Genomic DNA, 25,487 nt, shown 5'->3' with positions numbered 1-25,487 from the left:
CATCACGCGGCCTCCTCGACGGTGCGCCGCAGAGCGCGGTCGCAGGCTGCCAGGTGCGGGCCGAGGGCGTCCTCGAAGCTGACCGTCATCGCGTCGAGGAGCAGCTGGCGCCGTAGGGCGAGCTCCTTGCCCGACAGTCCCTCGCAGCGCTGGACGGCGGCGGCCACCGCGGTGTCCGGCGCCTCGGTCACCTCGTCGGCTATGCCCAGCGTCAGTGCCTCGGGCGCCGGGATCGGGTGCCCGAACAGGACGGCGCGGCGGGCGCGCGCGGCGCCGGCCAGGCGGGCGAGGCGGAACGCGGCCATGCCGGGCCAGGTGGCCTCTCCGTCGAAGGGCAGGAGGAGACGGCTGCCGGGAGTCGCGATCCGGATGTCGGCGGTGAGGAAGACGTCGAGGGCCGCTCCGCCACAGTCGCCGGCCGCGACCGCGACAGTGGCCCCGGGCAGCCGTTCGACCCGCCGCAGCACCCGTTCCCACTTGGTGACGAGGGAGACGTCCAGCCCGTCGGCCCAGCCCGGTGCGGGTGCCCCGGTGACCCGCAGGATCGCGGGCCCGCCCTGGTCCTCCACCTCGTCGCACAGGACGGTGAGGTCCTTGACGGTCCTGATCGACAGCGGCCGGGATCCGTCAACGGCCAGTGTCCGCACGGCACTTACGTCACTCACTGCGTTCTCTCCTGTCGTCACCACTGGACCAGCGCCGTTTCGAGCGTGGATCCCGGGCCCATGGTCATGAGCACTCCGTAGTCGCCGGGCCGGGGCACCTGCTCGTCGAGGAGCCGTTCGTACGAGAAAAGGAACGACCCGCTCGAGACGTTGCCGTAGTCCCGCAGGACGCCGACGGTGTGGCGCAGGTCGTGGCGGGTCAGGCCGAGATTGACGACCACCGCGTCGATCACTTTCTTGCCGCCGGAGTGCACGAGCCAGTGGCGGATGTCGCTCCTGCGCAGGCCCGTGTCCCGGAGCAGGCGGTCGATCACGATCTCGGCGTGGGCACCGACGACGTAGGGGATCTGCGGGTCGAGGTAGAAACTGAACCGGTCCAGGTCGCGGTCCCAGTCGTAGCGCATCGCCCCGATCGCGTCGGGGATGATGCAGCTGGCGAACTTCAGGAGGGTCGGGCCCTCGGCCGCGCCGGACGCCTCGTCACCGGGGCCCGACCTCAGGGCGATCGCTCCGGCGCCGTCGCCGAAGAGGCTGTTGACGACCGCGGTCCGCATCGAGGAGTCCATCGCGTACGCCGCGGAGCAGGCCTCCGCGCAGAGGACCACGGCGAGTTCGCCCGGGTGGGCGGCGGACCAGCCGGCCACGACGTTCAGCGCGTTGAGCCCCGCGTTGCAGCCCATGCCGACGATGTCGCTGCGGCTGCAGTGCCGGTCGATGCCCAGCTCGCGGATCATCAGGGCGCTCAGGCCGGGGGTGAGGAAGCCGGTGGAGGACACGCAGCACAGGTGCCGCAGATCGGAGAGTTCGGCGCCGGCCCGCTTCAGACAGGCGCGCAGTGCCTCGGCACCCATCTCCGTCGCCATGGCCTTGTGCTTGTCGAGCAGGTCGCCCTGCGGCTCGGGGGCGCGGACACCGTCGGCGTCCGGTTCCGGCAGGGTCAGGTGGCGCCGGTCGATGGCGCTGTTGGCGAACACGGACCGGATCTTCGGGTCGGTGATGCGGAAGGCGTCGAGCACCTCCTGCTGGGAGTAGGCGGCGGCCGACGTGGCGGTCCCCACCCCGACGATCCGCGGTCGGTACGGCGTCTTCAGGGCGCCGTCACCGGTCAGGACGACGGGCACCGGAACGTCGTCCGCCAAGGCGGCCTCCAGTCCTTCCGGCCGGTCCAGATTGATGGTCATCGGAAAGTCCACCCCCACATACGCGGCTTGGTCCGCGGTCGCTGTGCATTGCTGTTCCCGGTCACTTGCCTCGCCTTTCCCCGAGAATTCATGACACCGAGGCCTGCGCCTCTATGAACTGCGCGAGCCGCGCGGTGCCCTCTTCGATATCGGCCGTCGTCAGATAGCTGGTGGAGAGACGGAGTGCCTGATGGCCGCCGCCCTGCGGATAGAAGTAGTTCATCGGCGTCCAGATGACGCCGAATTCCTGTGCCGACCGGGTCAGCGCCGCATTGTTCGCCCGGAAGGGTACGTGGACCGTGAGGAAGAAACCTCCGGTCGGTTCGTTCCAGCGCACGCCCAGGTCGGCTCGGCGGGCCGCCGGCAGACGAGCGTCCAGATTGCGCAGCGTGGTCCGCATGGCATTGCCGTAATAGGCCGCCGGTTCGACGTTCATCTCGGAGATCCGGCCGTCGCCTGCCAGCAGGGCGCCCGCCACCGCGGCCTGACTCAGGGACGAGGTGTTGACCGTCACCATGCTCTTGATCTTGGCGAGTTCGTCGGCCAGGAGACCGGTCCGGCCGAAGGCGTCGACCACCTGCTGGTCGGCGACGGCGAAGCCGACCCGGGCGCCGGGGAAGACCGTCTTGGCGAACGAGCCCAGGTGGACGACGCTTCGCGAGCGGTCCATGGACTTGAGCGTCGGCAGCGGGGTACCGGGGCTCACCCTGCGGTAGGGGCTGTCCTCGATGAGGAGGATGCCGTGGCGCTCCGCCGTCTCCAGCAGCGCGGCGCGCGTCGGCGCGTCCATCGTGGTTCCCGACGGGTTGGAGTGATCGGGAATCACGTAGAGGGCCCGGGGACGACGTCCCCGGGCGCGCTCCCGCACGATCGCGGCCTCCAGATCGGCGCAGGAGAACCCGTCCTCCCGCTCCTCCACGGCCGTCACCGGCACGCCCAGCAGCCGTGCCACGCCCGTGATGCCCACATAGCAGGGGCTCGCCGCGAGGAGCACGTCGTCGGGGCCGGCGGTGAGGGCCCGCACCACCAGCAGCATGGCCTCCTGCGCACCGACCGTGATCACGATCGACTCCGCCGGAACGTCGATGCCCTCGTCCTCGCGCAGCGAGTCGGCGACGATCTCACGGATCTGGCCGGCGGTGGGACCGTACTGGTACATGGCGGTACGGATGTCCTGCTCCGTGCGTCCCTGCGCGGCCAGATGGTCCAGGTAGCGGCGGAGGTACGTGAAGATCTGCTCCGTGTCGAAGAACCCGTCGTAGGGCCGCCCGGGCGCGAAGGAGACGGCGTCCGGGTAGCGGTGGGTGACCTCGTTGAGGAAGGTCATCGTGTCCAGGACGGGATCGGAGAGGCTGGGGTGGAGGTCCTCCTTGCGCAGGGGACCGACGGCATTTCCCTGGGCGCTCATGGCACTGCCCCGGGTGCCCGTCGGGTGTACGGGGAGCGCCGGACGGTGTCCGGTACGGAGGCTGTCGGGGCGGGTCCCGGCGATCGAGGCGGTTCCGGTGAACGTCATCGCCTCCTCCAGTTCGCGCACGAGAGCGCCCAGCACGTCGGTGACGCCCGCTTCCCCGTCGACGACCAGCCCGTCCAGCACCAGCCGTCCCACGAAGACCGCGTCGGCACCCGAGGCCAGGGAGACCAGGATGTCGGCGCCCCGGCGGATGCCGCCTCCGAGCAGGACGGGGCGGTGCGTGCCCGCGACCGCGGCGAGGTCGGGCAGCGCGTCCAGCGAGTCGGTGACGATGCCGTCGGCACCGGTGTCGAACGCGCGGGAGGCGTCGGCAGCGGTGCGTACGCCCGCGACGAGCAGGGGCAGCGCGGACGTGGCGCGCAGCCGCTCCACGTCGGCCCAGTCCGCACAGCTGCCCCAGGGCCCCGGGGAGAGAAGGAGTGCGGCGAACCCGGCACGCTCCGCGTCGGCCACCGCCCGCTCGACGTCACCGTGCTCCCGGTGGCCGTACGTGCGGAGCCACCGCGGCCCGTCGGCGGCCGGCACCGGGTGCGCGAGGTCGTTCGGGGTGATCATGTCGACCACGACGGGGAGTCCCGCCGCGTCGGCCGCCCGCAGCAGGGCGGGCTCGTCCGCGGGCCGGGCGAGTCGGGTGAGCGGGCCGACGGCGATCGGCGCGGCCCAGGGGCGGTCCAGGATCTTCGTGGTGGTGTCGGGCGGCCCGGGCCGGGTGGACCGGCCCGGCCTCAGACCGGTTCGGTCGAAGGCCGCCCTGTTCTCCGCGGAGGCCCGTTCAACGGCTTCCAGCGATTCCGCCAGAACGTGATCGAATCCTTTCCGGGCCAGTCGCGCATAGTCGTCGAGGCTCCGTCCGGCCATGGAATTCCTCCCGGCGGAATCGGGTATTGGAAGGCTGATTCGGCGTTCAGGATCACACGGTCGCAATCCTCACCACAACACTGTCCAACGGTCCGGAACCGCCACTTGGACGGGGAGTTGACTTGGACGGGGGGCCGACCAACGGATGCGAAGGATTTTCTTTTCACCGTCCATGCGGAGAGCAGGCGATCTCCGAAAAAAGCACGAGTGACGTCGGAAGATCGGCCCTGCCGCGCACTTTCAATTTCCGATATATTTTGGTGAGATGCTGTTCCACCGTACTGACCGTTATGGCGAGCCTGTCGGCGATCTCGCGGTTGGTACAGCCGGACGCGGCGAGAGCGCCGACCCGGCGTTCCGCCTCGGTGAGCTCGGCCAGCGCAGCAGGCACCGCGTCCGTATCGGCGGCGCCCGTCGGGACCACGCCCCGGGCCGGCGCGGACGGAGCGTCCCACAGTGCTCCCAACGGGTGCTCGCGCCCGAGCGCGGTGGTCTCCCCCTCCGCCCGGCGCGCGGCTTCCTCGTCGGCCCGGGCGCGCCTCAACTCCAGCCCGTCGCCGCAGGTTTCGAGGATCTGTACCGCTTCCTGGAGCAGCCGCAGCCGGTTCCGATACGGGCCCACCGCCGCGAGATGGCGCAGCGCGATGCCGCGGGCGCGGGTGGGCCGCTCGCCGAGCCGGGCGAGGTGTTCCTCGGCCCGCTCCCGGGCCCGCCGGTGATCGCCCATGGCGATGAGGGCGGCAACCGCGTCATTGCGCCAGTCCACGAGTTCCGGTGCGTCGAACCGCCACTTCGTCATCAGCTCGCCGCAGGACTCGAAGTCCCGCAGGGCGGCGCGCGGCCGACCCAGGGCGAGGTGGAAGCGGCCCAGGGCCTGGAGGTAGGGCAGCGCGAAGGGGGTGCCGAACATGACCATGGGAACAGGCAGGTCGAGATAGGTGCGCGCGGTGTCGACGTCGCCGCTCTCGGTCGCGGCGCGGATCGCCAGGGCCAGCGGCAGGCCGATCGCGATGCCCCAGGCCTCCTGACCGACCAGGCCGAGCGCGGTCCCGGCGGCCTCGCCCGCGTCGGCGGCGTCACCCCGGCTCAGCGCCGCGGCCGCTCGGATCGTCTCCAGGAACGCCCGCCGCATGGGGGCACGCCGGTTGCGGGGCTCGTCCAGCAGCCGCTCCGACCAGAGCAGCGCCTCGTCCAGCCGCTGGGCCGCGATCAGGAAGATCAGCACCACCAGCGTGTCCGCGAACGGGCCGGCCCTGCCGGTGCCGCGCAGCAGTTCGTCGGGGGCCGGGTCCTTCCCGAGTTCGACGAGGTCGGCCGAGAGCCTGAGGAAGGTGCCCGGCGACATCGTGGCGTCGCGCCGCAGACCGGGGCAGCAGAAGGAAAGCCACACCCGGACCAGGGTGTGGTCCGAGCGGAGGACGGCCCGGGAGTAGCCCGCTCCGTCCCAGGCGTTCTCCGCGCCGACGCCCTCCCGTGCCTCGATGATCCGCAACAAGTCGTCGGCCTGCGCGAACTCGCCGCGCCACACCTTCTGTTTCACCACGATCAGGGCGTCGGACCCGGTGAGCAGACCGGCGCGCACCATACGGCTGAGCTGCGGGAGGTACCGGGACGCCTTCGTGGGGTCGATGAGCCACTGCGCCTCCGCGAGGGCGGCGATCACCTCCGCTTCCTGGTTGGCGTCCGTGCACAGGCCGGAGGCGTGCCGCAGATAGTCGACACCGGCACCGATGTCTCCCGCCGCCCGGGCCTCGCGCGCGGCCTCCCGGAGGATGTCGGGCTGCCAGGCGGCCTGGGCCGAGTCGTGGCCGGCCAGCAGTTGTTCGGCCACCACCGCGGCGGGCGCACCGCTCTCGCGGAGCAGTTCGGCGGCCCGGGCCCGCAGGGCGGGGAGGTCCTTGCCGGGAATGTCCGCCAGCACGGTCAGCCGGGCGCGCTCGTGGCCGAACCACGAGCCCGAGAACAGCCCGGCCGCGCGCAGGTCGGTGACGCTGCGGCGTACGGAGGTCGCGTCCTCCCCGAGGAGGTCGCCGATCAGGGCGGGTGTCACGGACGTGCCGAGGACGGCGGCGGCGCGCGCGACGGCGAGCAGGGTCGGCTCGCAGCGGTGCAGGCAGCGGAGAAAGGCGTTACGGAACGACTCGCACGGCACCGGGGCACCCCGCCCCGCGGCCTCGACCGTCCCCTGCCCGGCGAAGTCCTCGATCAGGGCGTCCAGCAGCAGGGGATTTCCCCCGCTCGTCCGCGCCCACAGTTCGACGGTCTCCGGCGCCACCGAACGCGTCGCCGGATGATCCGTCAGATATCCGGCGACCCCCTCGGCCGAGAGCGGGCCGAGCCGGATCCGATGGCAGTAGGGCAGGTGGAGCGTCTCCGCGTGGAGCGTGGCGAGTGCCTGTTCGTGGCTGGAACTCTCGGTCAGGACGACCAGGACGGGCAGCGAGTCGATGCGCCGTACGAGATACCTCAGGCACTGGAGCGATGCCTCGTCGGCGAAGTGCACGTCGTCGACGTGGAGGACGAGCGGCTGTTTCTCGGCGAGTTCGGCGACCGCCCGGCAGACGCGCTGCATCAGTGCGCGTGGCACCCGTCCGCTCGCCTCCGCCGCCGTCGCGACCTCCGCGACGTCCGGTGACCCGTCGGCCGGGGCCGCCGTACCCATCGCGGTCACCAACTGGTCGATCAGCCCGAGCCTGTCGAGGCTCTCGCTCGCGGAACCGGTCGCCGACAGGACGGCGCCCCCCTGCTCCGTCACCTGCTCGACGAATGTCTGGATCAAGGCGGTCTTGCCACACCCCACAGGACCGTTGGTAATGGCCAGGGAACCTTTTCCGGCCACACACCCTCTGTAGAGACGACGTAGTAGACCGACTTCTTCGTCTCTTTCACTGAGCTTCACAGGCACCCCCGTACCTTCGCCGATCAGTCAGCGCAACTCAGGATAGCGTCTCATTCACGCCGACACGGGCAGGGTTTCGGTCACTCGGCCAGGGAATGGGGGGTGTTTTTCAGACATTGAACGGCGGGGAATTAATGGAAAATTAAAAAAGAAATACACAACCCCTCCCGGTAAAGAGTGGAATGATTCACGCCGCTTTCCCGACCCCGCACACGACGCGGGACCGTCGCGCAAGCGGCAGCTTGCGCGACGGTCCCCTGTGTCCGGGCCACGGGCTCAGCCGATCTGCGCGACGTCCTCCCCGACCCGCTCGGCGAACTCCGACCACAGGTCGGCGAACTGGCGGGCGAGGTCGGCCACGATGTCGCTGCAGTGCGGCGGGACGTTGCAGATGATCGCCTCCCACTCCTCCTTGCGCAGCGTGTGCAGAGCGAGCAGACGCAGCAGATTGCGGCCGGTCTCACTGAAGCGCAGTGCCGGGTCGGCCATGAGCCGCTTGATCAGCACGGCGTGGTCCGAAGCCGGCGCGACGTCCGGGCGGGTCCGCTGCCCCGGCCGGGCGAGCCTCAGCGCCCCGAACTCCCCTTCTACGGCCCGCTCCTCGTCCGGTGCGGCCTCCCGCCGGCGCCGCCGGGGCAGCGGGTCCTCGCCGTTGCCCAGCCGGTTGCGCACGTCCCTGGCGGTCTCCGGGGAGATGCCCGCCGCCCGGGCGACCTGCCGCAGCGAGAGGTCCGGGTTCTCGGCGAGCAGCTCACCGGCGCGGATGCGGCCGGTACTGCCGTCGACCGGTCGCATCCTGCCGTCCCTGCCGAGTCGGCACCCCTCCGCCCCCGGCCCCCGCACGACCCGCTTGCGGATGTCGCCGACGGTCCCGGGGGCGATCCCGGTGACCGAGGCCACCCTGCGGTCCGACCACTGGGGATGCGAGACGATGATGCGCTCGGCGGCACGCTTGCGGTCGGCGAGCGCCAGCGGCAGGCCGTGAGTGACATTGAGCCTCACCGACAGGACGAAGGCCGCCGTTTCGTCCCCGTCGAAGAACCGGGCCGCGATCCTGCTCTCGCCGCGCAGCCGGGCGGCTCTCAACCGGTGGTGACCGTCGATGACCCGCATCGTCGGCCGGTGCACCGTGATCGGCGGCAGCGGGTTCCGCGCCGCCGCAAGTACTTGTATGTGCTCCAGACTCTCTCCGGCCAGCCGCGGTGATCCGGACAGGCTCAACGAGCCGATCTCGACCTCCACGACGGGCTGTTCCCCTATGGCCCCCTCGGACTCCACCCCAGCTCCTCACATACCCCCGCCGCTGCGAGAGCGTCGCCGTCCACGAAGAAGAATTTCTCGTGCAAGCACGCTTTCTGCAGAAAATCCACCGTCTGCCGCGGCGAGGAAAGCGGGAGGTGGCGATTTCGACACCCTCGGCCCGCCCTGTCACCCCTGGACAGGGCATCCGCGCGCGGCATTCGCATGCTTCGGATGTGACCGAAATTAACAGCCTGGCATCCAGGCCGAAACCCCTGTGGACATCGGTGGGTGCGGCCCCCCTACGCCCTAGGGGGCGCCTGAATCCGGGGTTCCGCACCGTACGGCGATCAGCCGACCGAGGCCGTGACGTCACTCCTCACCCGGGTCGCGAAGTCCGCCCACATGTCGGCCAGTTGGACGGCGAGGTCGGCGACGACACCACTGCAGTGCGGCGGGACGTTTCCGATGATCGCCTCCCACTCCTCCTCGCGGACCGCGTGGATCGCGAGGAGCCGCAGCAGACTGCGGCCGGTCTCGGAGAAACGCAGCGCCGGATCGGCCGTCAGCCGCTTGACCAGGACGACCCGGTCGGGCGCAGCGTCCGCGCGGGCCCGCGCGACGCGATGGGCCGACCGTCCGGCAGCGGGTTCGCTGCGCGGCGCCGGGACGGGCGCGGGCCCGGGCCCGGGCCGGATGTCCGCACCGGTTCCGGCCTCGGGCGCGGATGCGTGGCGCGGTTCGGTGTCGCTGTCGCGGCGGCGCGAGCGGGGCAGCAGGTCCTCCCCGTTCCGCAGGCGGTTGCGCACGTCGCGCACGGTCTCCGGGGAGATGCCGGCCGCGCGGGCGACCTGACGCAGCGACAGACCCGGTTCCTCGGCGAGCAGTTCACCGGCACGGAGGCGGCCGGCGGTGCCGTCGAGCGGGCGCATCCGGCCGTCCTGGCCGAGCCGACGCGCCTCCGGGTCGGCGGCGCCGGAGCCCAGACGGCGGCGGATCTCGCCGACGGTTCCGGGGGCGATGCCGGCGACCGAGGCCACTCTGCGATCGGACCAGTGGGGGTGGGAGGCGATGATCCGTTCCGCGGCGCTCTGCCGGTCGGGCAGGGCGAGCGGCAGCCCGTGGGTGACGTTCAGTTGGACCGCGAGGACGAAGGCGTCCGACTCGTCGCCGTCGAAGAAGCGGGCGGCGATGGTGGTGTCCCCCCGCAGCCGGGCCGCGCGCAGCCGGTGGAAGCCGTCGATGACCCGCATCGTGGGACGGTGGACGATGATCGGCGGCAGCGGGTTCGGCACCGCCGCGAGCAGTTCGATGTGTTCTTGTCTTTCGCCGGCCAGCCGCGGTGATCCGGTCGGCCGTAAAGCGTCGATTTCCACTTCCACTATGGATTGTTGATCGATGACTCCCCCGGACTCCACCCCTGCTCCTCACCGGTCCTCGCCGCCATCACGACGAGCGGCCGTTCTCGTTCTCGAAGAGGAATTCCCTTCCGTACCGTCCGCCGCGGGATCGCTGCCGTGCGGTGCGGGCCACACCGACATCTTCCTCATTTAGGCGCCTAGCGCCATAAATACCGCCCGCATCGGACAAGACCGAACGTAACAGTCCCTCAATGCGTTCGAAACCCCTGCCGCCGGGCGAACGGCCGCTCGGCGTAGGGGGGTTGACGGGACGACAAAAGCGGTGCCCACGACCGCCAGGGGGCGTCGCGGGCACCGCTCGGAGAGGGGATCAGCGGGTTCGGGGACCTCCCGGACCTCCCGGGCCCTCGGGGCCACCGGGACCGAAGACGACCGGCCCGCCGCCGGGCCCGCCCATCCCCGGACCGCCGACCATCCCGGGACCGCCGACCACCCGCGGACCGCCGGGACCCCCAGGACCGCCAGGACCGAAGACGACCGGCCCGCCGCCGGGGCCCACCGGTTCCGGGACCCGTTGCTCCGGCAGGCTCTCGACCTCGCTCTCGTCCTCGCCGTCGAGGGCCGGCCGGGCGAACTGCGTGCGGTAGAGCTCGGCGTAGAGCCCGCCGAGCAGGAGCAGTTCGTCATGCGTGCCGCGCTCCACGATCCGCCCCCGGTCGAGGACGATGATCTGGTCGGCGTCCCGGACGGTGGACAGGCGATGCGCGATGACCAGCGAGGTCCGGCCGGCGAGCGCCGTCTTGAGGGCCCGTTGCAGAGCGGCCTCGGACTCGGAGTCGAGATGCGCGGTCGCCTCGTCGAGCACGACCACCGGCGGGGCCTTGAGCAGCAGGCGGGCCATGGCGACGCGCTGCTTCTCGCCCCCGGAGAGCCGGTAGCCGCGGTCGCCGACCATGGTGTCCAGGCCATCGGGCAGCGAGGCGACGAGCCGCCAGATCTGTGCGGCCCGGCAGGCCGCGACCAGTTCCTCCTCGGTGGCGTCCGGGCGGGCGTAGAGCAGGTTCTCCCGGATGGTGGTGTGCAGCAGGTGCCCGTCCTGGGTGACCATCCCGACCGTGTCGCCGAGCGACTCCAGCGTCAGGTCGCGCACGTCGCGGCCGTCGATGAGGACGGTCCCCTCCTCCGGGTCGTACAGCCGCGGCACCAGGTGGGTGATGGTGGTCTTGCCGGCCCCGGACGGGCCGACCAGCGCGGTGAGCTTGCCTGCCGGGACGGTGAAGCTGAGGTCGCGCAGCGCCCAGCTGTCGCCGTCGCGCTCGGCCGCCGGCGTGGCGAAGTCCTCCAGAGAGGCCAACGAGACGTCGGCGGGCCTCGGGTGACGGAACGACACCCCGCGGAACTCGACGCCTGGGGCCGTGTCGCGGGTCGCGGCGGGCGGCAGCGCCACCGCGTCGGGCTTCTCGGTGACCAGCGGCCTGAGATCGAGGATCTCGAAGAGTCGGTCGAAGCTGACGAGCGCCGTCATCGCGTCGGCCTGGGCGTTCGACAGCTGGCCCACCGGGGCCATCAGCCGGGTGAGCAGCGTGGTGAGGGCCACCAGGGTGCCGATCCGGAAGGCGCCGTGCACGGAGAGCACTCCGCCGACGCCGTAGACCACGGCGGTGGCGACCGAGCCGATGAACATGGTCGACAGGAAGAGCATCTTCATGGAGACCGAGTTGCGGACGCCGATGTCACGGCCGCGGGCGGCGAGCCGCGCATAGCGGGCGGTCTCCCGGTCCGGGCGGCTGTAGAGCTTGGCGAGGAGCGCGCCGGCGACGTTGAACCGCTCGTGCATGAGCGAGCCCATCTCGGCGTTGACCTGCATGTGCCGGCGGGCCAGGCCCTGCAGGCGGCGGCCGATGAGGCGGCCGGGAAGGATGAAGAACGGGACCAGCACCAGGGAGATCAGGGTGATCTTCCAGGACAGGTAGAACATCGTGGCCAGCACGAACACGACGGTCAGTCCGGAGGACACCACGGTGGAGAGCATCTGGGTGACCGCCTGCTGGGCGCCGATCACGTCGGTGTTCAACCGGCTCACCAGGGCGCCGGTCTGCGCCCTGGTGAAGAAGGCGAGCGACTGCCTCTGCACATGGTCGAAGACCTTCACGCGCAGGTCGTAGACCAGGCCCTCGCTGACCTGGGCGGAGAACCAGGTCTCCCCGAACCCCACCAGCGCGGCCAGGACGGAGACCGCGGCGACCGCGACCGCGAGCCAGACCACGGTCCCGGAGTCCCCGGCCATGATGCCGTCGTCGATCAGGTACTTGAGCAGCAGGGGCGGGGCCACCGCGCAGAGGGCGTTCAGCGTGGTGCAGACCACGAGGAAGCCGATGGAGCGGCGGTGCCCGCGGGTGTACGGGATGATCCTTTTCGTCGTTCCGGGCTTCGCCCGCTGTCTGTCGTTCGAGGAATCCGGCCCGTCGGATCGGACCATGACCGGTCCGGGCCCGCCCATCATGGCCACAGGTACTCCCCGGGTCGCGTCGCCGCGGTCTGGCCGGCCATCAGTGGGCCGCCTCGGTCTTCCTCATCGCGTCGATGAGGCTCTGCGGACGGAGATCCGTCCAGTTCTCCTCCACATAGGCGAGGCATTCCTTGCGAGTGGCCTCCCCGAAAGCGAGTCGCCAGCCATTCGGAATCTCTGCGAATGCAGGCCACAACGAGTGTTGATTCTCCCTGTTCACGAGCACCAGAAAGGTCCCGTTTTCATCGTCGAACGGGTTCGCCATAATCGCTCCCACGATTCGTATTCCTCGGTGGATGAGAAAACCTTAGCCGCCGCTTATGGGACGAACAAGGCTCACCAATTCGAGGAACAATCCGAGGGGCAATCCGTGGATATAGGTATTGCTTGAGTTGGGACGAGTGCAGTCGGGTCACCAGTGTCACGTGCCGGACGCCGACGCGACAGGGGCGTCCAACCGACCGACCCGAGCACTTGGACACCGGACCGGGGTGCGACGCCCCCTCCGCACGGGGGTGGACGGCGGGGGCGCCGCGGTCTGGATTGTCAACTGTCAAGGCACGGCCGCCGCCGGCTAGTTGGTCGCGAGGGCCTCCGTCGGGGGCAGCCGGGCCGCGCGGACCGCGGGGTAGAAGCCGGCCAGTCCGCCGATGGCGAGGGTCGCGGCCAGACCGCCGGCCATCGCCCACAGCGGCACCAGGGCGGCCCACCCCTGATAGGCGGCATAGCCGTCGGTCACGCCGATGCCCAGCAGCACGCCACCCAGGCCGCCGAGCCCGGACAGCAGCAGCGCCTCGGCGAGGAACTGGATCCTGATCTGGCCCCGGGTGGCGCCCAGCGAACGGCGCAGCCCGATCTCCGAGCGCCGCTCCAGCACCGAGATGACCATGGTGTTGGCCACCCCGACGCCACCGACCAGCAGCGCGACCCCGCCCAGGCCGAGCAGCAGCCCGCTCAGCGTCTTGTCCGTGGCGTTCTTGGCGGCCAGCGCGTCCGAGGGACGGGAGACGTTGACCTCGTTGGGGTCCTCCGGGGACACCGTGGCGCCCAGGACGCCGTGCACCTTCTCGACGTCCGCGTCCTTCGCCCGGGTGTAGATCGTCGTCGGATAGCCGTCGAAGGACAGCTCCTTCTCCGCCACCGGCCAGCCCACGAAGGCCTGTGTGTCAAGGACCGGCAGCAGCTCGTTGTGCGCCAGCAGACCCACCACGGTGAACCAGTGGTTGCCGAGCCACACCTGCACCTCGGGGCCGGCCCGGTGGATCCCGAGACTGCGTGCCGTCTCCGAGCCCAGCACCACGGCCGGATAGCGGCCGCTGGCGCCGTTGAGCCAGCGGCCGTCCACGATCTGCCCGCCGATGGACCGGAGCAGGTCGGTCCGCGCCGCGCTGACCGAGAGGCCGCCGGACTCCACCGACGGGATGCGGTCGTTGCGGTAGAGCTTCGCGTCCGTGGTCCCCGTGGCGGAGGCCGAGATCACCTCAGGACGGCTCCCGACCATGGCGACGGCGTCCTCGGACAGATGGGCGTTCGCGCCGGTCATGGTGGTGCCCGGGGAGACGGTGAGCAGATTGGTGCCGAGCGCGGCCAGCTGCTTGTTCAGGTCGTTCGTCGACGAGGTGGAGATGCCCACCACGCCGATCATCGCGGCGATGCCGATCGCGATGCCCAGGGCGGAGAGGAAGACCCGCATGGGCCGCGAGCGCAGGCCCCAGCCGCCCACCCGGGCCACGTCGGACAGGCTCAGCCGGGCCGCCCGGGGCCGCGGCGGCGGGGGCAGCTCGGCCCAGGGCCGCTCCCGGCCGGCCGGCGGCGACTGCGTCGTGCTCATCGCTCCACCCCCGTGTACGCCAGGGCCCGGGGCCCCGGTGCCCCCGAATCGTGCTCGATACGGCCGTCCCGGACCCTGACCTCACGCGGCAGGGACGCCGAGATGTCCCGGTCGTGGGTGATGACGACCACCGTCGTCCCGGCCTCGTGCAGCTCGTGGAGCAGCTCCATCACCACCGTCCCCGAGCGGGAGTCCAGTGCGCCGGTCGGCTCGTCGGCCAGCAGCAGCGGCGGATCGCCGACCACCGCGCGGGCGATCGCCACCCGCTGCTTCTCACCGCCGGACAGCTGCTGCGGCTCGTGCAGGAGCCGGTGCCCCAGGCCCACCCTGCGGAGCGCCGCCTCGGCGAGCCGACGCCGCTCGCGGCGCGGCCGTCCGCCGTACAGCAGGCCGTCCGCCACGCTGTCGAGGGCGGGGACTCCGGCGGCGAGGTGGAACTGCTGGAAGACGAAGCCGATGGTGCCGGCCCGCAGCGCCGACAGCTCGCGGTCGTTGAGGGAGTCCACGGCGTGGCCGGCGATCGCCACCGTCCCCGACGAGGGGCGGTCCAGCGTGCCCATGATGTTGAGCATGGTGGACTTGCCCGAACCCGACGGGCCGACGACCGCGAGCATCTCGCCGCGGTGGACCACCAGGTCCGTCTCGACGAGGGCGGCCACGTCGCCGTACGACTTGCTGACCCCGGCCAGCTCGATCACCGGGTGGGCTGCGACGGTCACTTCGGGACCCCCACGACCGTGCCCGCGGTGATGCCGGTGCCGGAGATCTCCACCATGCCGTTGCCGAACGTCCCGAGCTTCACATCGCGGTACTCCGTCTTCGCCCCGGTCACCACCTCGACCGCGTAGCCGCCGCCGGGCAGCGCGAACAGGGCGCTGATCGGCACGGCCAGCACGTTCGCGCGTGTCTCGGACGCGAACTCGACGCTGACGGAGGCGGCCTGGTAGGCGCCGATCTTCGCGGCGTCCTTGACCTTCAGCTCCACCGGGACGGTGGCGTTCGAGGAGCCTGAGCCCGAGGAACCCCCCGAACCTCCGGCGGGCGAGGAGCCCGAGGAGTCCTTGGACGACGTCGGTGTGCCGATGTCCGTCACCAGGGCGGTCGCCGTGGTGTTGTCCGGCAGCGTGACCGTCGTGGACCCGCCCTTCTTCGCCAGGTCCGCGTACTGCACGGGCAGGTCGACGGAGATCACTCGATCGGTGCCTGTCCAAGTGAGCACGTCCCCCGCGAGGGTGTCGCCGATGGCGAGCTCCGCCTTGGCGACCCGCCGGGCGCCGGAGGCCACCAGCGCGTCGCCGACCCGCACCTCCCCGGTCTGCGAACGGCCGAGCTTGTCCTGCCACTTCTCCACGGCGGCGGCCGTGCCGTAGTCGTAGGTGTCGTCCACCGTGAAGCCCCGGTAGCCGAGCGCCCGGAGGTTCTTCTCCAGCATCTTGACGTCGCTGCCGCTGCTGCCCGGCTTCAGCGTCCGGTACAGCGGCACCGAGCCGTACAACAGCGGCACCGACTGCTGGTTGACCTTGTAGACCGGCTCTCCGCGGGTGATGGTGTCGCCGTCCGAGGGCATCCAGGTGACGATCCCGGAGCCGGCCCCGCCACCGCCCTGCGCCGACCCGCCGGACTGCGCCGAGCCGGACGACCCGGGGGCCTGGACCGCCGCGGTGTCGCCGTACCCGAGCTGCCCGTCCACGGTCTGGGAGCTGGTCAGCGTCGTCCGCTTCACCTGCGCCGTGGCGGGTGGTCCGGAGGGCGCCGTCGCCTCGGTCTTGTCGTCCCCGCCGCCGAACACGCCCGAGGCGGCGCCGGCCGCGGCCACGGCGACCACCACGGCGCACGCGACGATCAGTGCGATGCGCATCCCGCGGCGCCGCGGGCGACCGCCCTCGGGCGGCGGCTGCTCCACGGCACCGCCGTTCCCGTCGAAGGAGGCGAGGGCCGCGGCCCTCGGCTCCAGTTCCCCGCCCGGGACGTCCTCCCCACTCTCGGGGGCGGCCGTCTCCACGGTCCCCTCCTCGCGACCGGTCACTGCCCCCCTCCTGTGACCATCAGGCTGCCGCCGGGCCGGATGCTGTAGCAAGCAGCCGTGGCCTTGGCGAAGTTGGGGTCGTCCTGCCCGGAGATACCGGCCGCGTCGGCGTCGATGATGATCGTGCTGCCGTCGACCTTGGGGTCCTGGAAGTTGGGCATACCGTTCTTGCGGATGCACTTCGCCCACGCCGCGACCTTCGTCGCGTCGAAGGACCGGCTGTTGGCGGCGGCGCCGGTGTCGCCCTGCACCAGCTTGGACTGGCAGGCCGACTGCGCCGACTTGAAGGTCGGCGAGTTCTGGTCGATGTCCGCGGGGACCGTCAACTGCACCCGGCCCTGGCTGTCCTCCTTCGGGTCGGGGTAATTCGAGACGCCGTTGTCGCGCATGCACTGCGAATAGGCCACGGCCGAATTGGAGGAGTCGCTCGACGAATTCGACGAGCCCTGGCTGTCGTCGGACGCGTCAGTCGATTTCGAGTCCGACGAACAGCCGACGAGCATTGTTCCGGCCGTCAGCACGGAAAGGACCGCCAGGACCGGCCCGGCCATACGCTTCTGAAATGTGTTCGGCATACCACCAGTTCTACGGGGCACCCGGTCACACCGAGGTTGCAACGGGCGCCCCACGCGACCGTTCAGTCAGCCCGGTCCCCGGCGGCACTTCCCCGCGCGTCGGGCGCCACCAGCGTGATGGCGCCGGCGGGGCAGCGGGCCGCTGCCGCGCGCAGCGCCGGCAGCGCCTCCGGTGCCGCCTCGCGGACGCGCGGCAGCGCCAGGCCGTCCTCCTCGGACTGGTCGAAGTACCTGGGCTCGAACAGGGCACACACCCCCGAGCCCGCGCAGCTGTCGCGGTCCACCCGGATCCCGACGCGCGCCGCGCCCCCGTCCGCGCCGCTCACCGGCGTCACCAGGCGACCGGAAGCGTCTCGATGCCGAACTGCGGAGCCAGCAGCCGGAAGCGCAGCTCCTCCACGCCGGCGCCGAGGCGCAGGCCGGGGAATCGCTCCAGCAGCCCGGCGAAGGCGATCCGCATCTGCACGCGTGCCAGCCCGGCGCCCAGGCAGAAGTGGTTGCCGTGGCCCAGGGCCAGGTGGTTGGCGGACTCCTCCCGCGCGATGTCCAGCCCGTCCGCGACACCGTCGCCGTGCGGGCAGCGGTTCGCGGCGAGCACCGAGCACGACACCACCTCGCCGGCCTTGATCACCTCGCCGGCGATCGCCACGTCCACCAGCGCCGTGCGGGGCGAGACGACCGCGACCACCGAGACGTAGCGCAGCAGTTCCTCCACGGCCCGGTCCATCAGCTCGGGCCGTTCCCGCAACAGGGCCAGCTGCTCGGGATGGAGCAGCAGGGCCAGGGTGCCCAGGGCGATGGCCTCCGCGGTGTTCTCGATCGAGCCGTTGGCGATGCCCTCGCAGAGTCCGGCCAGCTCCTCGTCCGTCACCCCGTCCCCATGCTCCCGGATCAGCGTCCCGACCAGACCCTCGCCCGGATGACGGCGCTGCTCCGCGACCAGTTGCTCGAAGTGCCTGAAGTACGCCGTCGCCGCCGGCTTGCGGCGGGCGCTGTGCCCGGCGGCCCGGTAGTCGCTCAGCCGGGACAGCTCGGGCAGGTCGTCCCGGGGCAGGCCGAGTATCTCGGCGAGGACCAGGCCGGACACAGGCCGGGCGAAGTGCCGCATCAGGTCGGCCGGTTGGCCCGCCCGCTCCAGCACGTCCAGGTGATCCGCGACGATCCGCTCCATCATCGGCTCCAGCCGGCGCATCTGCCGCACCGTGAACATGGGCGCCACCAGCCGCCGCAACCGGCTGTGCTCCGGCGGGTCGATGTGCAGCAGGCTGCCCTCGTGCTGATCGAGTTTGCGGCCGCCGGGCTCCGGGGGCGGCACGTTGGAGAACCGCTCGGAATCACCGAGGATCTGCCGCACCACCTCACGGCCGGTCGCGATCCAGCCGGGCATTCCCCCGGGCGCCTTGGAGAGCGGCGCCCGCGCACTGATCTCCAGGAGTTCCGGCACCGGGTCCAGCAGACTCCGGCGCTTGTCGACCTGTAGCTCGAACGACTGGGTCATGCGGGTTCTACCTTTCTGACGTGTCCGACGTGTCCGACGCGAACTGCTGCTCCACGAGCCGTTCCGCGACCCCGCGCCCGATGACCCCGGCGCTCTCGGCCCACAGCAGCCCGATGTGGTCGGCCGGGACCTCGATCCCGTCGATGCGGCCGGCGATGTGCTGCGCCCAGGTCGTGCGCTTCTCGTCGAGGGACATCTGGGCCAGACCGCCCTCGGTGGCCAGGAACAGCAGCGCGTCACCTCCGAAGCGCCGGGGCGTGTGCCGCCGTTCCAACCCGATCATGTGCTGCTTCGTCCTCTCCATGTCGCGTGTGAAGGCGTCGGCCAGCGGCGCCCCCACTTCCGGACCGCTGAGCACCACGCGCCCTTCCCGGTCCACCCCGTCGCCGTCCTCCTCGTGGGTGCTCTCCGCCTCCCGGTGTCCGCCCGGGAATCCGTCCAACAGCGCCAGCAGCGGGACTTGTTGGCCCTGCTCCTCCAGCGCGGTGGCGACGGCCTGGGCGAGCACCGCGCCGAAGGACCAGCCGAGCAGCTGATACGGCCCCTCGGGCTGCACCGCGCGGATGCGTTCGACGTGACCGGCCACCATCGCGTCCATGCTGTCCGGCATCGCCCCGCGGCCGGCGAAGGCCGGCGTCTGGAGGCCGTAGACCGGGAGGTCCTCCGGAAGGTGCTGCAGGATGCCGGAGTAGCACCAGGCCAGGCCCGTGCTGTGGTGCAGGCAGAACAGCGGTGTGCGGGAACCCCCGGGCCGCAGCGCCAGCAGCGCGTCGAGGTCGTCGCGTCGGCGGCCGGCGCGCCGTGGCGCCGACAGATCGCCGCCGTCCTCCGCGGCCCGCGGCTCCACCAGTCCGTCGGAGGTCCACGCGGCACGCCGGCCGGTGCGCAGCATCAGGTCGCCACCGGGTCCGAAGGGGTCGGGCACGAAACTGCCCGCGGTCCGGGCCGGCGCGCCGACATAGACGCGGGCCAGGGACGGGCCCGCCACATACAGGTCGCCGGCCACCCCGGCCGGGACCGGACGGAGCCAGGCGTCGAGGACGTAGGCGCGTGCGGTACGGGGCAGCGGGACGGCGGCCGGCGCGGGCTCGCGGTCCGGCCGCTCCGTCGCGGATACGACGGCGGTGTCCCCCATGTCGACGGTGCCGCCTCCGCGCAGCACGGCCAGCACCCCGACGAGCAGTTCGGCGACGGGTGCGCCCGCGTCCAGACGGACCGCGCCGTCGGCCGATCCCGTTGCCGGGGACGCCGCCTGACGGTCGACCACCCGACCGAGCAGGGACCGGTGATCCAGCATTTCGCCCACCAGGGTGCCGTCCGGTGCCTCCACTGGGAGTACGACCGCCGGCTGGGACGGCGACGGCGCCAGGACCGTGGCGATGCGGCGCAGCCGACTGTTCCCGGCCCGGATCGCGTCCTCCACCCGCAGCACCGGCACCGTCCCCGCCCCCGGCACGGGGGCGTCGCCGGACCGGACGAGCGCGGCCGGGCGTTCGCAGCCCAGCGCGGCGGCCGCCGCCAGCGGGCCCGCGGGGTCGTCCGGGTCCGTGATCAGGCACGCGGCACCGGACCTGAGCACCCCGAGCACGGCGACCGCCCAGCCGGTGCCGGGCCGGGCCGCCACCACGACGACACCCCCCGCACCGGCCCCGAGCCGGTCCAGCCGCGCGGCGAGCCGGCCCGCCGCCCGGTCCAGCGAGCGCCGGGTGAGGTGACCGTCCCGGTCCCGGACGGCCACGGCACGCGGATCGCGGGCCGCGGACTCGGCGAGTGCCGGGAGCACGGTGCCGTCCGGGACCCGGGCCGCGCCGAGGTTCCACTCCTCGGTCAGCCGCCTGAACTCCGCCGTGCCGAGCAGGATGTCGATGCGGCTCAGGGTCAGTTCGGGGTCTGCCGCCACCTGTTGGAGGACGTGGACGAGCCGCTTGGCGAGGCGGGCCGCGGTGGCCCGGTCGAACAGCTCCTCGGCGTAGTCCAGGGTCCCGTCGAGGCCGCCCGGTCCGCCGTCGTCCCGGAGTCGGTCGGTCAGCCGGAGCGACAGATCGAACCCGGACGCCGGGGCGCCGAGGTCGACCGTCGAGGCATTCAGCCCGGGGAACGCCGGGACGTCCCACTTCTCCGCGGTGTCCTCCCGTACGTCCAGGACGGTCTGGAAGAGCGGATGCGGGCCGCCGGGTGCCTCGTCCGCGACACCCAGGATCTCGGCGATGCGCGCGAACGGGACGTCCCCGCGTACGTCGGCATCCCCTGCGGTCTCCCACACGCGGCCGAGCAGTTCCCGGAACGTCGGGTCGCCCGACACGTCGGTGCGCAGTGGCAGCAACCCGGCGAACGGGCCCATGGCGGCTTCGAGTTCACCGCCGGCCGCCGGCCGCTGCGTCACGGCACCGACCGTCAGATCGGTGCCCGCGCCCATCCGGGCGAGGAGCATCGCAAGACCCGCGTGGACGACGGCCGCCGAGGTCGCGCCGAGGGGTCGGGCCACGTCCATCAGGCGGGCGTGCGTCGCGGCCGGGACGCGCAGCAGCACCGAGCGGGCCCGGTGGTTCGGCCGGGCGGGCCGCGGCCGGTCCGTGGGGAGGACGGTGGCGGTCGGGGCGTCCGCCAGCATCTCCTTCCAGTACGCGATCTGGTCGCCGGCCCCGCTCCCCCGGGCGTCCGCGGCCGTTGTCGCCTCTGCTTCCGCGTCTGCGAGTCGGCGGTTCTGCCACACCGCGTAGTCGGCGAACTGCAGGGGCAGGGGCGCGCGTTCGGTGGCACGGCCCTCGCGGCGCGCGCCGTACGCCACGGAGACGTCGCGTACGAGAGCGTCCCGGGACGCGTCGTCGGCGCCGATCCGGTGGAGGACGAGGAGGAGGACGTGGTCGGTGTCGGAGAGCGCGAACAGGGTGGACGCCCAAGGCGTTTCGCGTCCGAGGTCGAAGCGGTGCTCGGCGCGGGCGGCGAGGACAGCGGGAAGCTCCTCCTCGGTCGCCTCGACGAGCGGCAGGGCGGGAACGGCGGCGGGGTCGTCGGCGTCCAGGATGCGCTGGACCAGTCCGCCGTCCGGGGTCTCGGCGAAGACCGTACGCAGGATGTCGTGCCGTGCCGCCACGTCCGCCAGCGCTGCCCGCAGGGCGTCGTGGTCGAGTTCGCCGCGCAGGCGCAGGGCCACGGACGACTGCAGGGCCCGCGTCCGGGAGTTGGCCGCGGCGCGCCGCCAGTCGAGCCGCTGCCCGGCCGTCGCCGGGGCCACACCGCCCTCGTGCTCGACCGCGACCACCGGGGGCCGCTCCTTGAGGGCCAGGATGCGCGCCGCGCCGATCGGGGTCGGCTTGCTGAAGAACTGTTTCATGTCCAGCTCGACGCCGGCCTCCGACCGGATCCGGCCCGCGAGGTGCATCGCCAGCGCGGAGTTGCCGCCCAGGTCGAAGAAGTTGCCGTCGGCGGCCACCCGGTCGATGCCCAGTACCTCGGCGAACAGCGCGCAGAGCAGCGCCTCCGTATCCGTCCGGGGCCGGAGGCCCAAAGTGCCGTCGTCCAGCTCCGGGACGGGGAGGGCGCCATGATCGATCTTGCCGTTGACGGTGAGGGGCAGGGCGTCGAGGACCACGACGACGGAGGGGACCATGTAGTCCGGGAGGCGCGACGCGGCGTACTCGCGCATGCTCCCGGTCTCCACACCCCGCCCGTCCTCCGGGGCGGCCGGCAGGACGTAGGCGACGAGGCGCGGGTTGCCCGGCCGGTCCTCGCGGACCGTCGCGATGGCCGTCCTGACGTCCGGGTGGGCGGCGAGGACGGCTTCGACCTCGCCGAGTTCCACGCGGAACCCGCGGATCTTCACCTGTGTGTCCGCACGCCCCACGAAGGCCAGGTTGCCGTCGCCGTCGGGCAGCCACCGGACCAGGTCACCCGTGCGGTACATCCGCTCACCGGCACCGAACGGGCAGGCCACGAACCGCTCCGCGGTCAGCTCGGGCCGGTTGACATAGCCCCGGGCCAGACCTGAACCGGCGATGTAGAGCTCTCCGGTGACACCCGCGGGCACCGGCCGCAGATACGCGTCCAGCACATAGGTGCGGACGTTGGGCAACGGCCGACCGACAGCCGGGGGCGCGTCCTCGCCGGTGATGCCCTCCTCCAGCAGCACGGCGGTGGTGATGACGGTGGCCTCGGTAGGGCCATAGGTATTCCACAGACGGGCGCCCGCACGCCACCTGGCCGCGAGACCGGCCTCAAGCCGCTCCGCACCCAGCACCCAATTCCCCACCCCCGCAACCGACTTCGGCTCCAGGGCACGCAGCAGAGAGGGCACCACGCTCGCCACCTCGACCTCGGCCGCCTCGACCATGCGCGCCAACGCCGCACCGTCGAGCCGCTCATCGGGCGAGGCGATCGCCAGCGTACCTCCAGCGGCGAGAGTGACGGCCACGTCCAGCACAGCCGCATCGAAGCTGAACGACGCGAACTGCAGCGCCGTCACTCCGGGTTCCGCTCCCAGGACGGGACGCATGACCGACGCCAAGTGCGCCACGGAGACGTGCGCGACCGCGACACCCTTCGGGCGCCCGGTGGACCCGGACGTGTAGATGACGTACGCCAGTTGGTCTGAGGTGACCTCAGGCAGCTCACCCGAGCCAGCCCCCAACTCGCCCAGCAGCACCGTCTCCACATCCGCCGACAACCGGCCCACGGTCTCCTCCGCGACCAGCACCAACTCCGCACCGCTGTCAGCCACCATGAACAACAACCGGTCGGACGGATACTCCGGATCCAACGGGACGTACGCGCCACCCGCCTTCCACACCGCCAGCATGGCCACGACCATCTCGGCCCCACGCGGCAGACACAAACCCACCCGCGACTCACGCCCCACCCCACGAGCGACCAGCCCACGGGCCAACGCGTCCGACCGCGCATCCAACTCGCCGTACGACAAGGCCTGTTGCCGGAACCACAACGCCCTCGCATCCGGCGTCCGCACCGCCCACCCACGGAACCGCTCCACCACCATCGACGCATCCACATCCCGCGCCGTGCCGTTCCACTCCTCGACGACCGCGGTCCGCTCAGCCTCGTCCAACAACTCAATCTCGCCCAGCCGGACTTGGGGGGCGGCCGCGGCCTGCTCCAGCACCCGTGCCAGGCGTTCGGCGAGACGACGTACGGTCCGCTCGTCGAACAGGTCAGCGGAGTAGAGGATCCCGCCGCCGAGACCGGCCGGGGCTCCGCCGTCGGAGCGGCGCTCGTTCAGCGAGAGGGAGAGATCGAAGCGGGCCGCGGGGGCCTGTGCCGGCGGAACCGCCTCGACGGTCAGGCCGTCGAGGTCCCATTGCGCCTCGGGCAGATTCTGCAGCGCCAACATCACCTGGAACAACGGGTTGCGGGCCGCGGAGCGCGCCGGGTTCAGCTCGTCGACCAGCCGCTCGAACGGCACGTCCTGGTGTGCGTACGCCGACAGGTCCGACTCGCGCACCCGCCGCAGTATCTCGGCGAACGAAGGATCCCCCGCCAAGTCCGTCCGCAGGACCAGGGTGTTGACGAAGAACCCTGCCAGCTCCTCCAGTTGAGCGTCCGAGCGGCCGGCCACGGGTGTGCCGACGCAGACGTCCTCCCCGGCGCCCATCCGCGCCAGCAGCACCACCAGCGCGGCATGCACCACCATGAACATGGTGGCCCCGTTCTGGGCGGCCAGCTCCACCAACCGGGCATGCGTAGCCGCGTCCACCCCGACCGGCACCGAACCACTGCGGAAGGAGGGTGTCGCCGGGCGCGGGCGGTCGAAGGGCAGCGCCGTCTCCTGCGGCGCCCCGGCCAGCACCTGCCTCCAGTGCGCGATCTGACCGGCCCCCGCGCTGTCGGGGTCGTCCAGCTCGCCCAGCACCTCCCGCTGCCACAGCGCGTAGTCCGCGTACTGGACCGGGAGGGGTTCCCACTCCGGCGGGCGGCCACCGTGCCGGGACCGGTACGCCGTCCTGAGATCCCTCGCCAGGACGCCCATCGACCAGCCGTCGGAGGCGATGTGATGGGACACCAGCAGCAGGACCCACTCCTCCTCCGCGACCCTCAACAGGCTGGTCCGCCAAGGCAGTTCGGCCCCGAGATCGAATCCACGCCCGGCCTCCTCCGCCATCGCCTCCCGCCAGCGCGCGCCGGCCTCGATCACCCGAAGCCGGGGCCGGCCCTCGGCCCCCTCGCGGATCTCCTGGTACGGCACTCCCTCCACATCGGGGAAGACCGTACGGAGGCTCTCGTGCCGGTCCGCCACATCGCCGAGCGCCGCCTCCAGCGCCGCCACGTCCGGCCGGCCCAACAGCCGCAGGGCGAACGGCTGGTTGTAGGCGGCGGCCCCCTCACCGTCGCCGTCGGCGCCTTCGATCCGGTTGAGGAACCACATCCGCTGCTGCGCGAACGACAGCGGCACCCGCTCCGGACGCTCCCGGCGACGCAGCGGCGCGCCGACGGTCGCCCCGGCCGCGTCGACCAGGCGCGCCACCCCGGCCACCGTCGGATCCGCGAACACCTCGCGGACCCCCACCGACACATCCAGCTCCGCTCGCATCCGCGCGATCAACCGCATCACCAGCAGCGAGTCGCCGCCCAGCGCGAAGAAACTCTCCTCCGCCCCGACCTCCTCCACCCCGAGCAACTCCGCGAACAAGGCGCACAACGCCTCCTCCGCACGCGTCTCCGGCCCCCGGGAACCCCCCGCTCCGAGGTCGGGGGCGAGCAGGGCGGAGCGGTCGATCTTGCCGTTGACGGTCAGCGGGAACGTGTCGAGTACGACGACTGCCGACGGAACCATGTACTCGGGCAGGCGGGTGGCGGCGAAGGCCCGCAGCGTTTCGGCGTCCATGTCCCCGACGACGTATCCGATCAGCCGTCCGTCGCGCGCCAGCACCACGGCCCGCTCGACCTGCGCGTGGGCGGCCAACACCGTCTCGACCTCGCCGAGTTCGACGCGGAACCCCCGGATCTTCACCTGCGCGTCGGCACGTCCCACGAACTCCAGATGCCCGTCCGAAGTCCAGCGAGCCAGGTCACCGGTGCGATACATCCGCCCCGTGCCGTCACCGAAGGGACAGGCCACGAACCGTTCCGCCGTCAGGTCGGAGCGGCCGATGTAACCGCGGGCCAGACCGTCTCCCGCGATGTACAACTCCCCCGCCACGCCTACCGGAACAGGCCGCAGGAACGTGTCCAAGACGTAGGTACGGGTGTTGGGCAGCGGCCGGCCGATCGCCGGCGGAGCGTCCTCACCGGTGATGCCCTCCTCCAACAGGACGGCAGTGGTGATGACGGTGGCCTCCGTCGGGCCGTAGGTGTTCCACACCCGGGCGCCCGCACGCCACCTCGCCGCCAGACCGGCCTCAAGCCGCTCCGCACCCAGCA

At 71.9% G+C, this 25,487-nt stretch carries 15 protein-coding genes; all 15 read right to left on the bottom strand.

Annotated elements, in window-relative coordinates:
• Positions 1–2: 2 nt before the first annotated feature.
• On the bottom strand, positions 3–665 hold the full coding sequence (gene dpgB / locus ACWDEW_RS46605) for an enoyl-CoA-hydratase DpgB (protein WP_450522110.1): 663 nt from the start codon (positions 663–665) through the stop codon (positions 3–5).
• A gap of 17 nt (positions 666–682) precedes the next feature.
• Positions 683–1,846, bottom strand: a complete 1,164-nt coding sequence (gene dpgA / locus ACWDEW_RS46600; protein ID WP_450522108.1) for a 3,5-dihydroxyphenylacetyl-CoA synthase DpgA — start codon at positions 1,844–1,846, stop codon at positions 683–685.
• 88 nt (positions 1,847–1,934) lie between these two features.
• Complete coding sequence (locus tag ACWDEW_RS46595; RefSeq protein ID WP_450522106.1) at positions 1,935–4,178, bottom strand: aminotransferase class I/II-fold pyridoxal phosphate-dependent enzyme; 2,244 nt, start codon at positions 4,176–4,178, stop codon at positions 1,935–1,937.
• A 163-nt stretch (positions 4,179–4,341) separates the two neighbouring features.
• The gene (locus ACWDEW_RS46590; protein WP_450522104.1) at positions 4,342–7,077 is read right to left on the bottom strand and encodes an AAA family ATPase; all 2,736 of its coding nucleotides are present in this window, start codon (positions 7,075–7,077) and stop codon (positions 4,342–4,344) included.
• Between the two features lie 276 nt (positions 7,078–7,353).
• A complete protein-coding gene (locus tag ACWDEW_RS46585; RefSeq protein ID WP_450522102.1) occupies positions 7,354–8,355 on the bottom strand; it encodes a streptomycin biosynthesis protein in 1,002 nt (333 codons plus the stop codon).
• A 311-nt stretch (positions 8,356–8,666) separates the two neighbouring features.
• Positions 8,667–9,698 carry a streptomycin biosynthesis protein gene (locus tag ACWDEW_RS46580; protein ID WP_450522101.1) on the bottom strand — a complete coding sequence of 344 codons (1,032 nt, stop codon included), beginning with the start codon at positions 9,696–9,698 and terminating at the stop codon, positions 8,667–8,669.
• Between the two features lie 349 nt (positions 9,699–10,047).
• A complete protein-coding gene (locus ACWDEW_RS46575; RefSeq protein WP_450522099.1) occupies positions 10,048–12,156 on the bottom strand; it encodes an ABC transporter ATP-binding protein in 2,109 nt (702 codons plus the stop codon).
• Between the two features lie 70 nt (positions 12,157–12,226).
• Positions 12,227–12,451 carry an MbtH family protein gene (locus ACWDEW_RS46570; protein WP_033280615.1) on the bottom strand — a complete coding sequence of 75 codons (225 nt, stop codon included), beginning with the start codon at positions 12,449–12,451 and terminating at the stop codon, positions 12,227–12,229.
• Between the two features lie 309 nt (positions 12,452–12,760).
• Positions 12,761–14,017: an ABC transporter permease gene (locus ACWDEW_RS46565; RefSeq protein WP_450522097.1), complete on the bottom strand. Its 1,257-nt coding sequence runs from the start codon at positions 14,015–14,017 to the stop codon at positions 12,761–12,763.
• Positions 14,014–14,736: an ABC transporter ATP-binding protein gene (locus ACWDEW_RS46560; RefSeq protein ID WP_352179377.1), complete on the bottom strand. Its 723-nt coding sequence runs from the start codon at positions 14,734–14,736 to the stop codon at positions 14,014–14,016. The genes ACWDEW_RS46565 and ACWDEW_RS46560 overlap by 4 nt, the downstream gene beginning before the upstream one ends.
• Positions 14,733–16,043: a peptidoglycan-binding protein gene (locus ACWDEW_RS46555; RefSeq protein ID WP_450522095.1), complete on the bottom strand. Its 1,311-nt coding sequence runs from the start codon at positions 16,041–16,043 to the stop codon at positions 14,733–14,735. The genes ACWDEW_RS46560 and ACWDEW_RS46555 overlap by 4 nt, the downstream gene beginning before the upstream one ends.
• The gene (locus tag ACWDEW_RS46550) at positions 16,040–16,450 is read right to left on the bottom strand and encodes a hypothetical protein (protein ID WP_352179379.1); all 411 of its coding nucleotides are present in this window, start codon (positions 16,448–16,450) and stop codon (positions 16,040–16,042) included. Before ACWDEW_RS46550 ends, ACWDEW_RS46555 begins: the two co-directional genes overlap by 4 nt.
• Positions 16,451–16,680: 230 nt before the next feature.
• The gene (locus ACWDEW_RS46545; RefSeq protein ID WP_450522093.1) at positions 16,681–16,953 is read right to left on the bottom strand and encodes a ferredoxin; all 273 of its coding nucleotides are present in this window, start codon (positions 16,951–16,953) and stop codon (positions 16,681–16,683) included.
• The gene (locus ACWDEW_RS46540; RefSeq protein WP_450522091.1) at positions 16,950–18,116 is read right to left on the bottom strand and encodes a cytochrome P450; all 1,167 of its coding nucleotides are present in this window, start codon (positions 18,114–18,116) and stop codon (positions 16,950–16,952) included. The genes ACWDEW_RS46545 and ACWDEW_RS46540 overlap by 4 nt, the downstream gene beginning before the upstream one ends.
• Before the next feature lie 7 nt (positions 18,117–18,123).
• Positions 18,124–25,487: amino acid adenylation domain-containing protein (locus ACWDEW_RS46535; RefSeq protein WP_450522089.1), on the bottom strand; the 7,364-nt coding region annotated here is incomplete at its 5' end.

It is taken from the genome of Streptomyces sp. NPDC001100, assembly GCF_053598575.1.
Note: the sequence above shows the minus strand (reverse complement) of the source record. Positions and strands in the feature narration are given on the sequence as shown.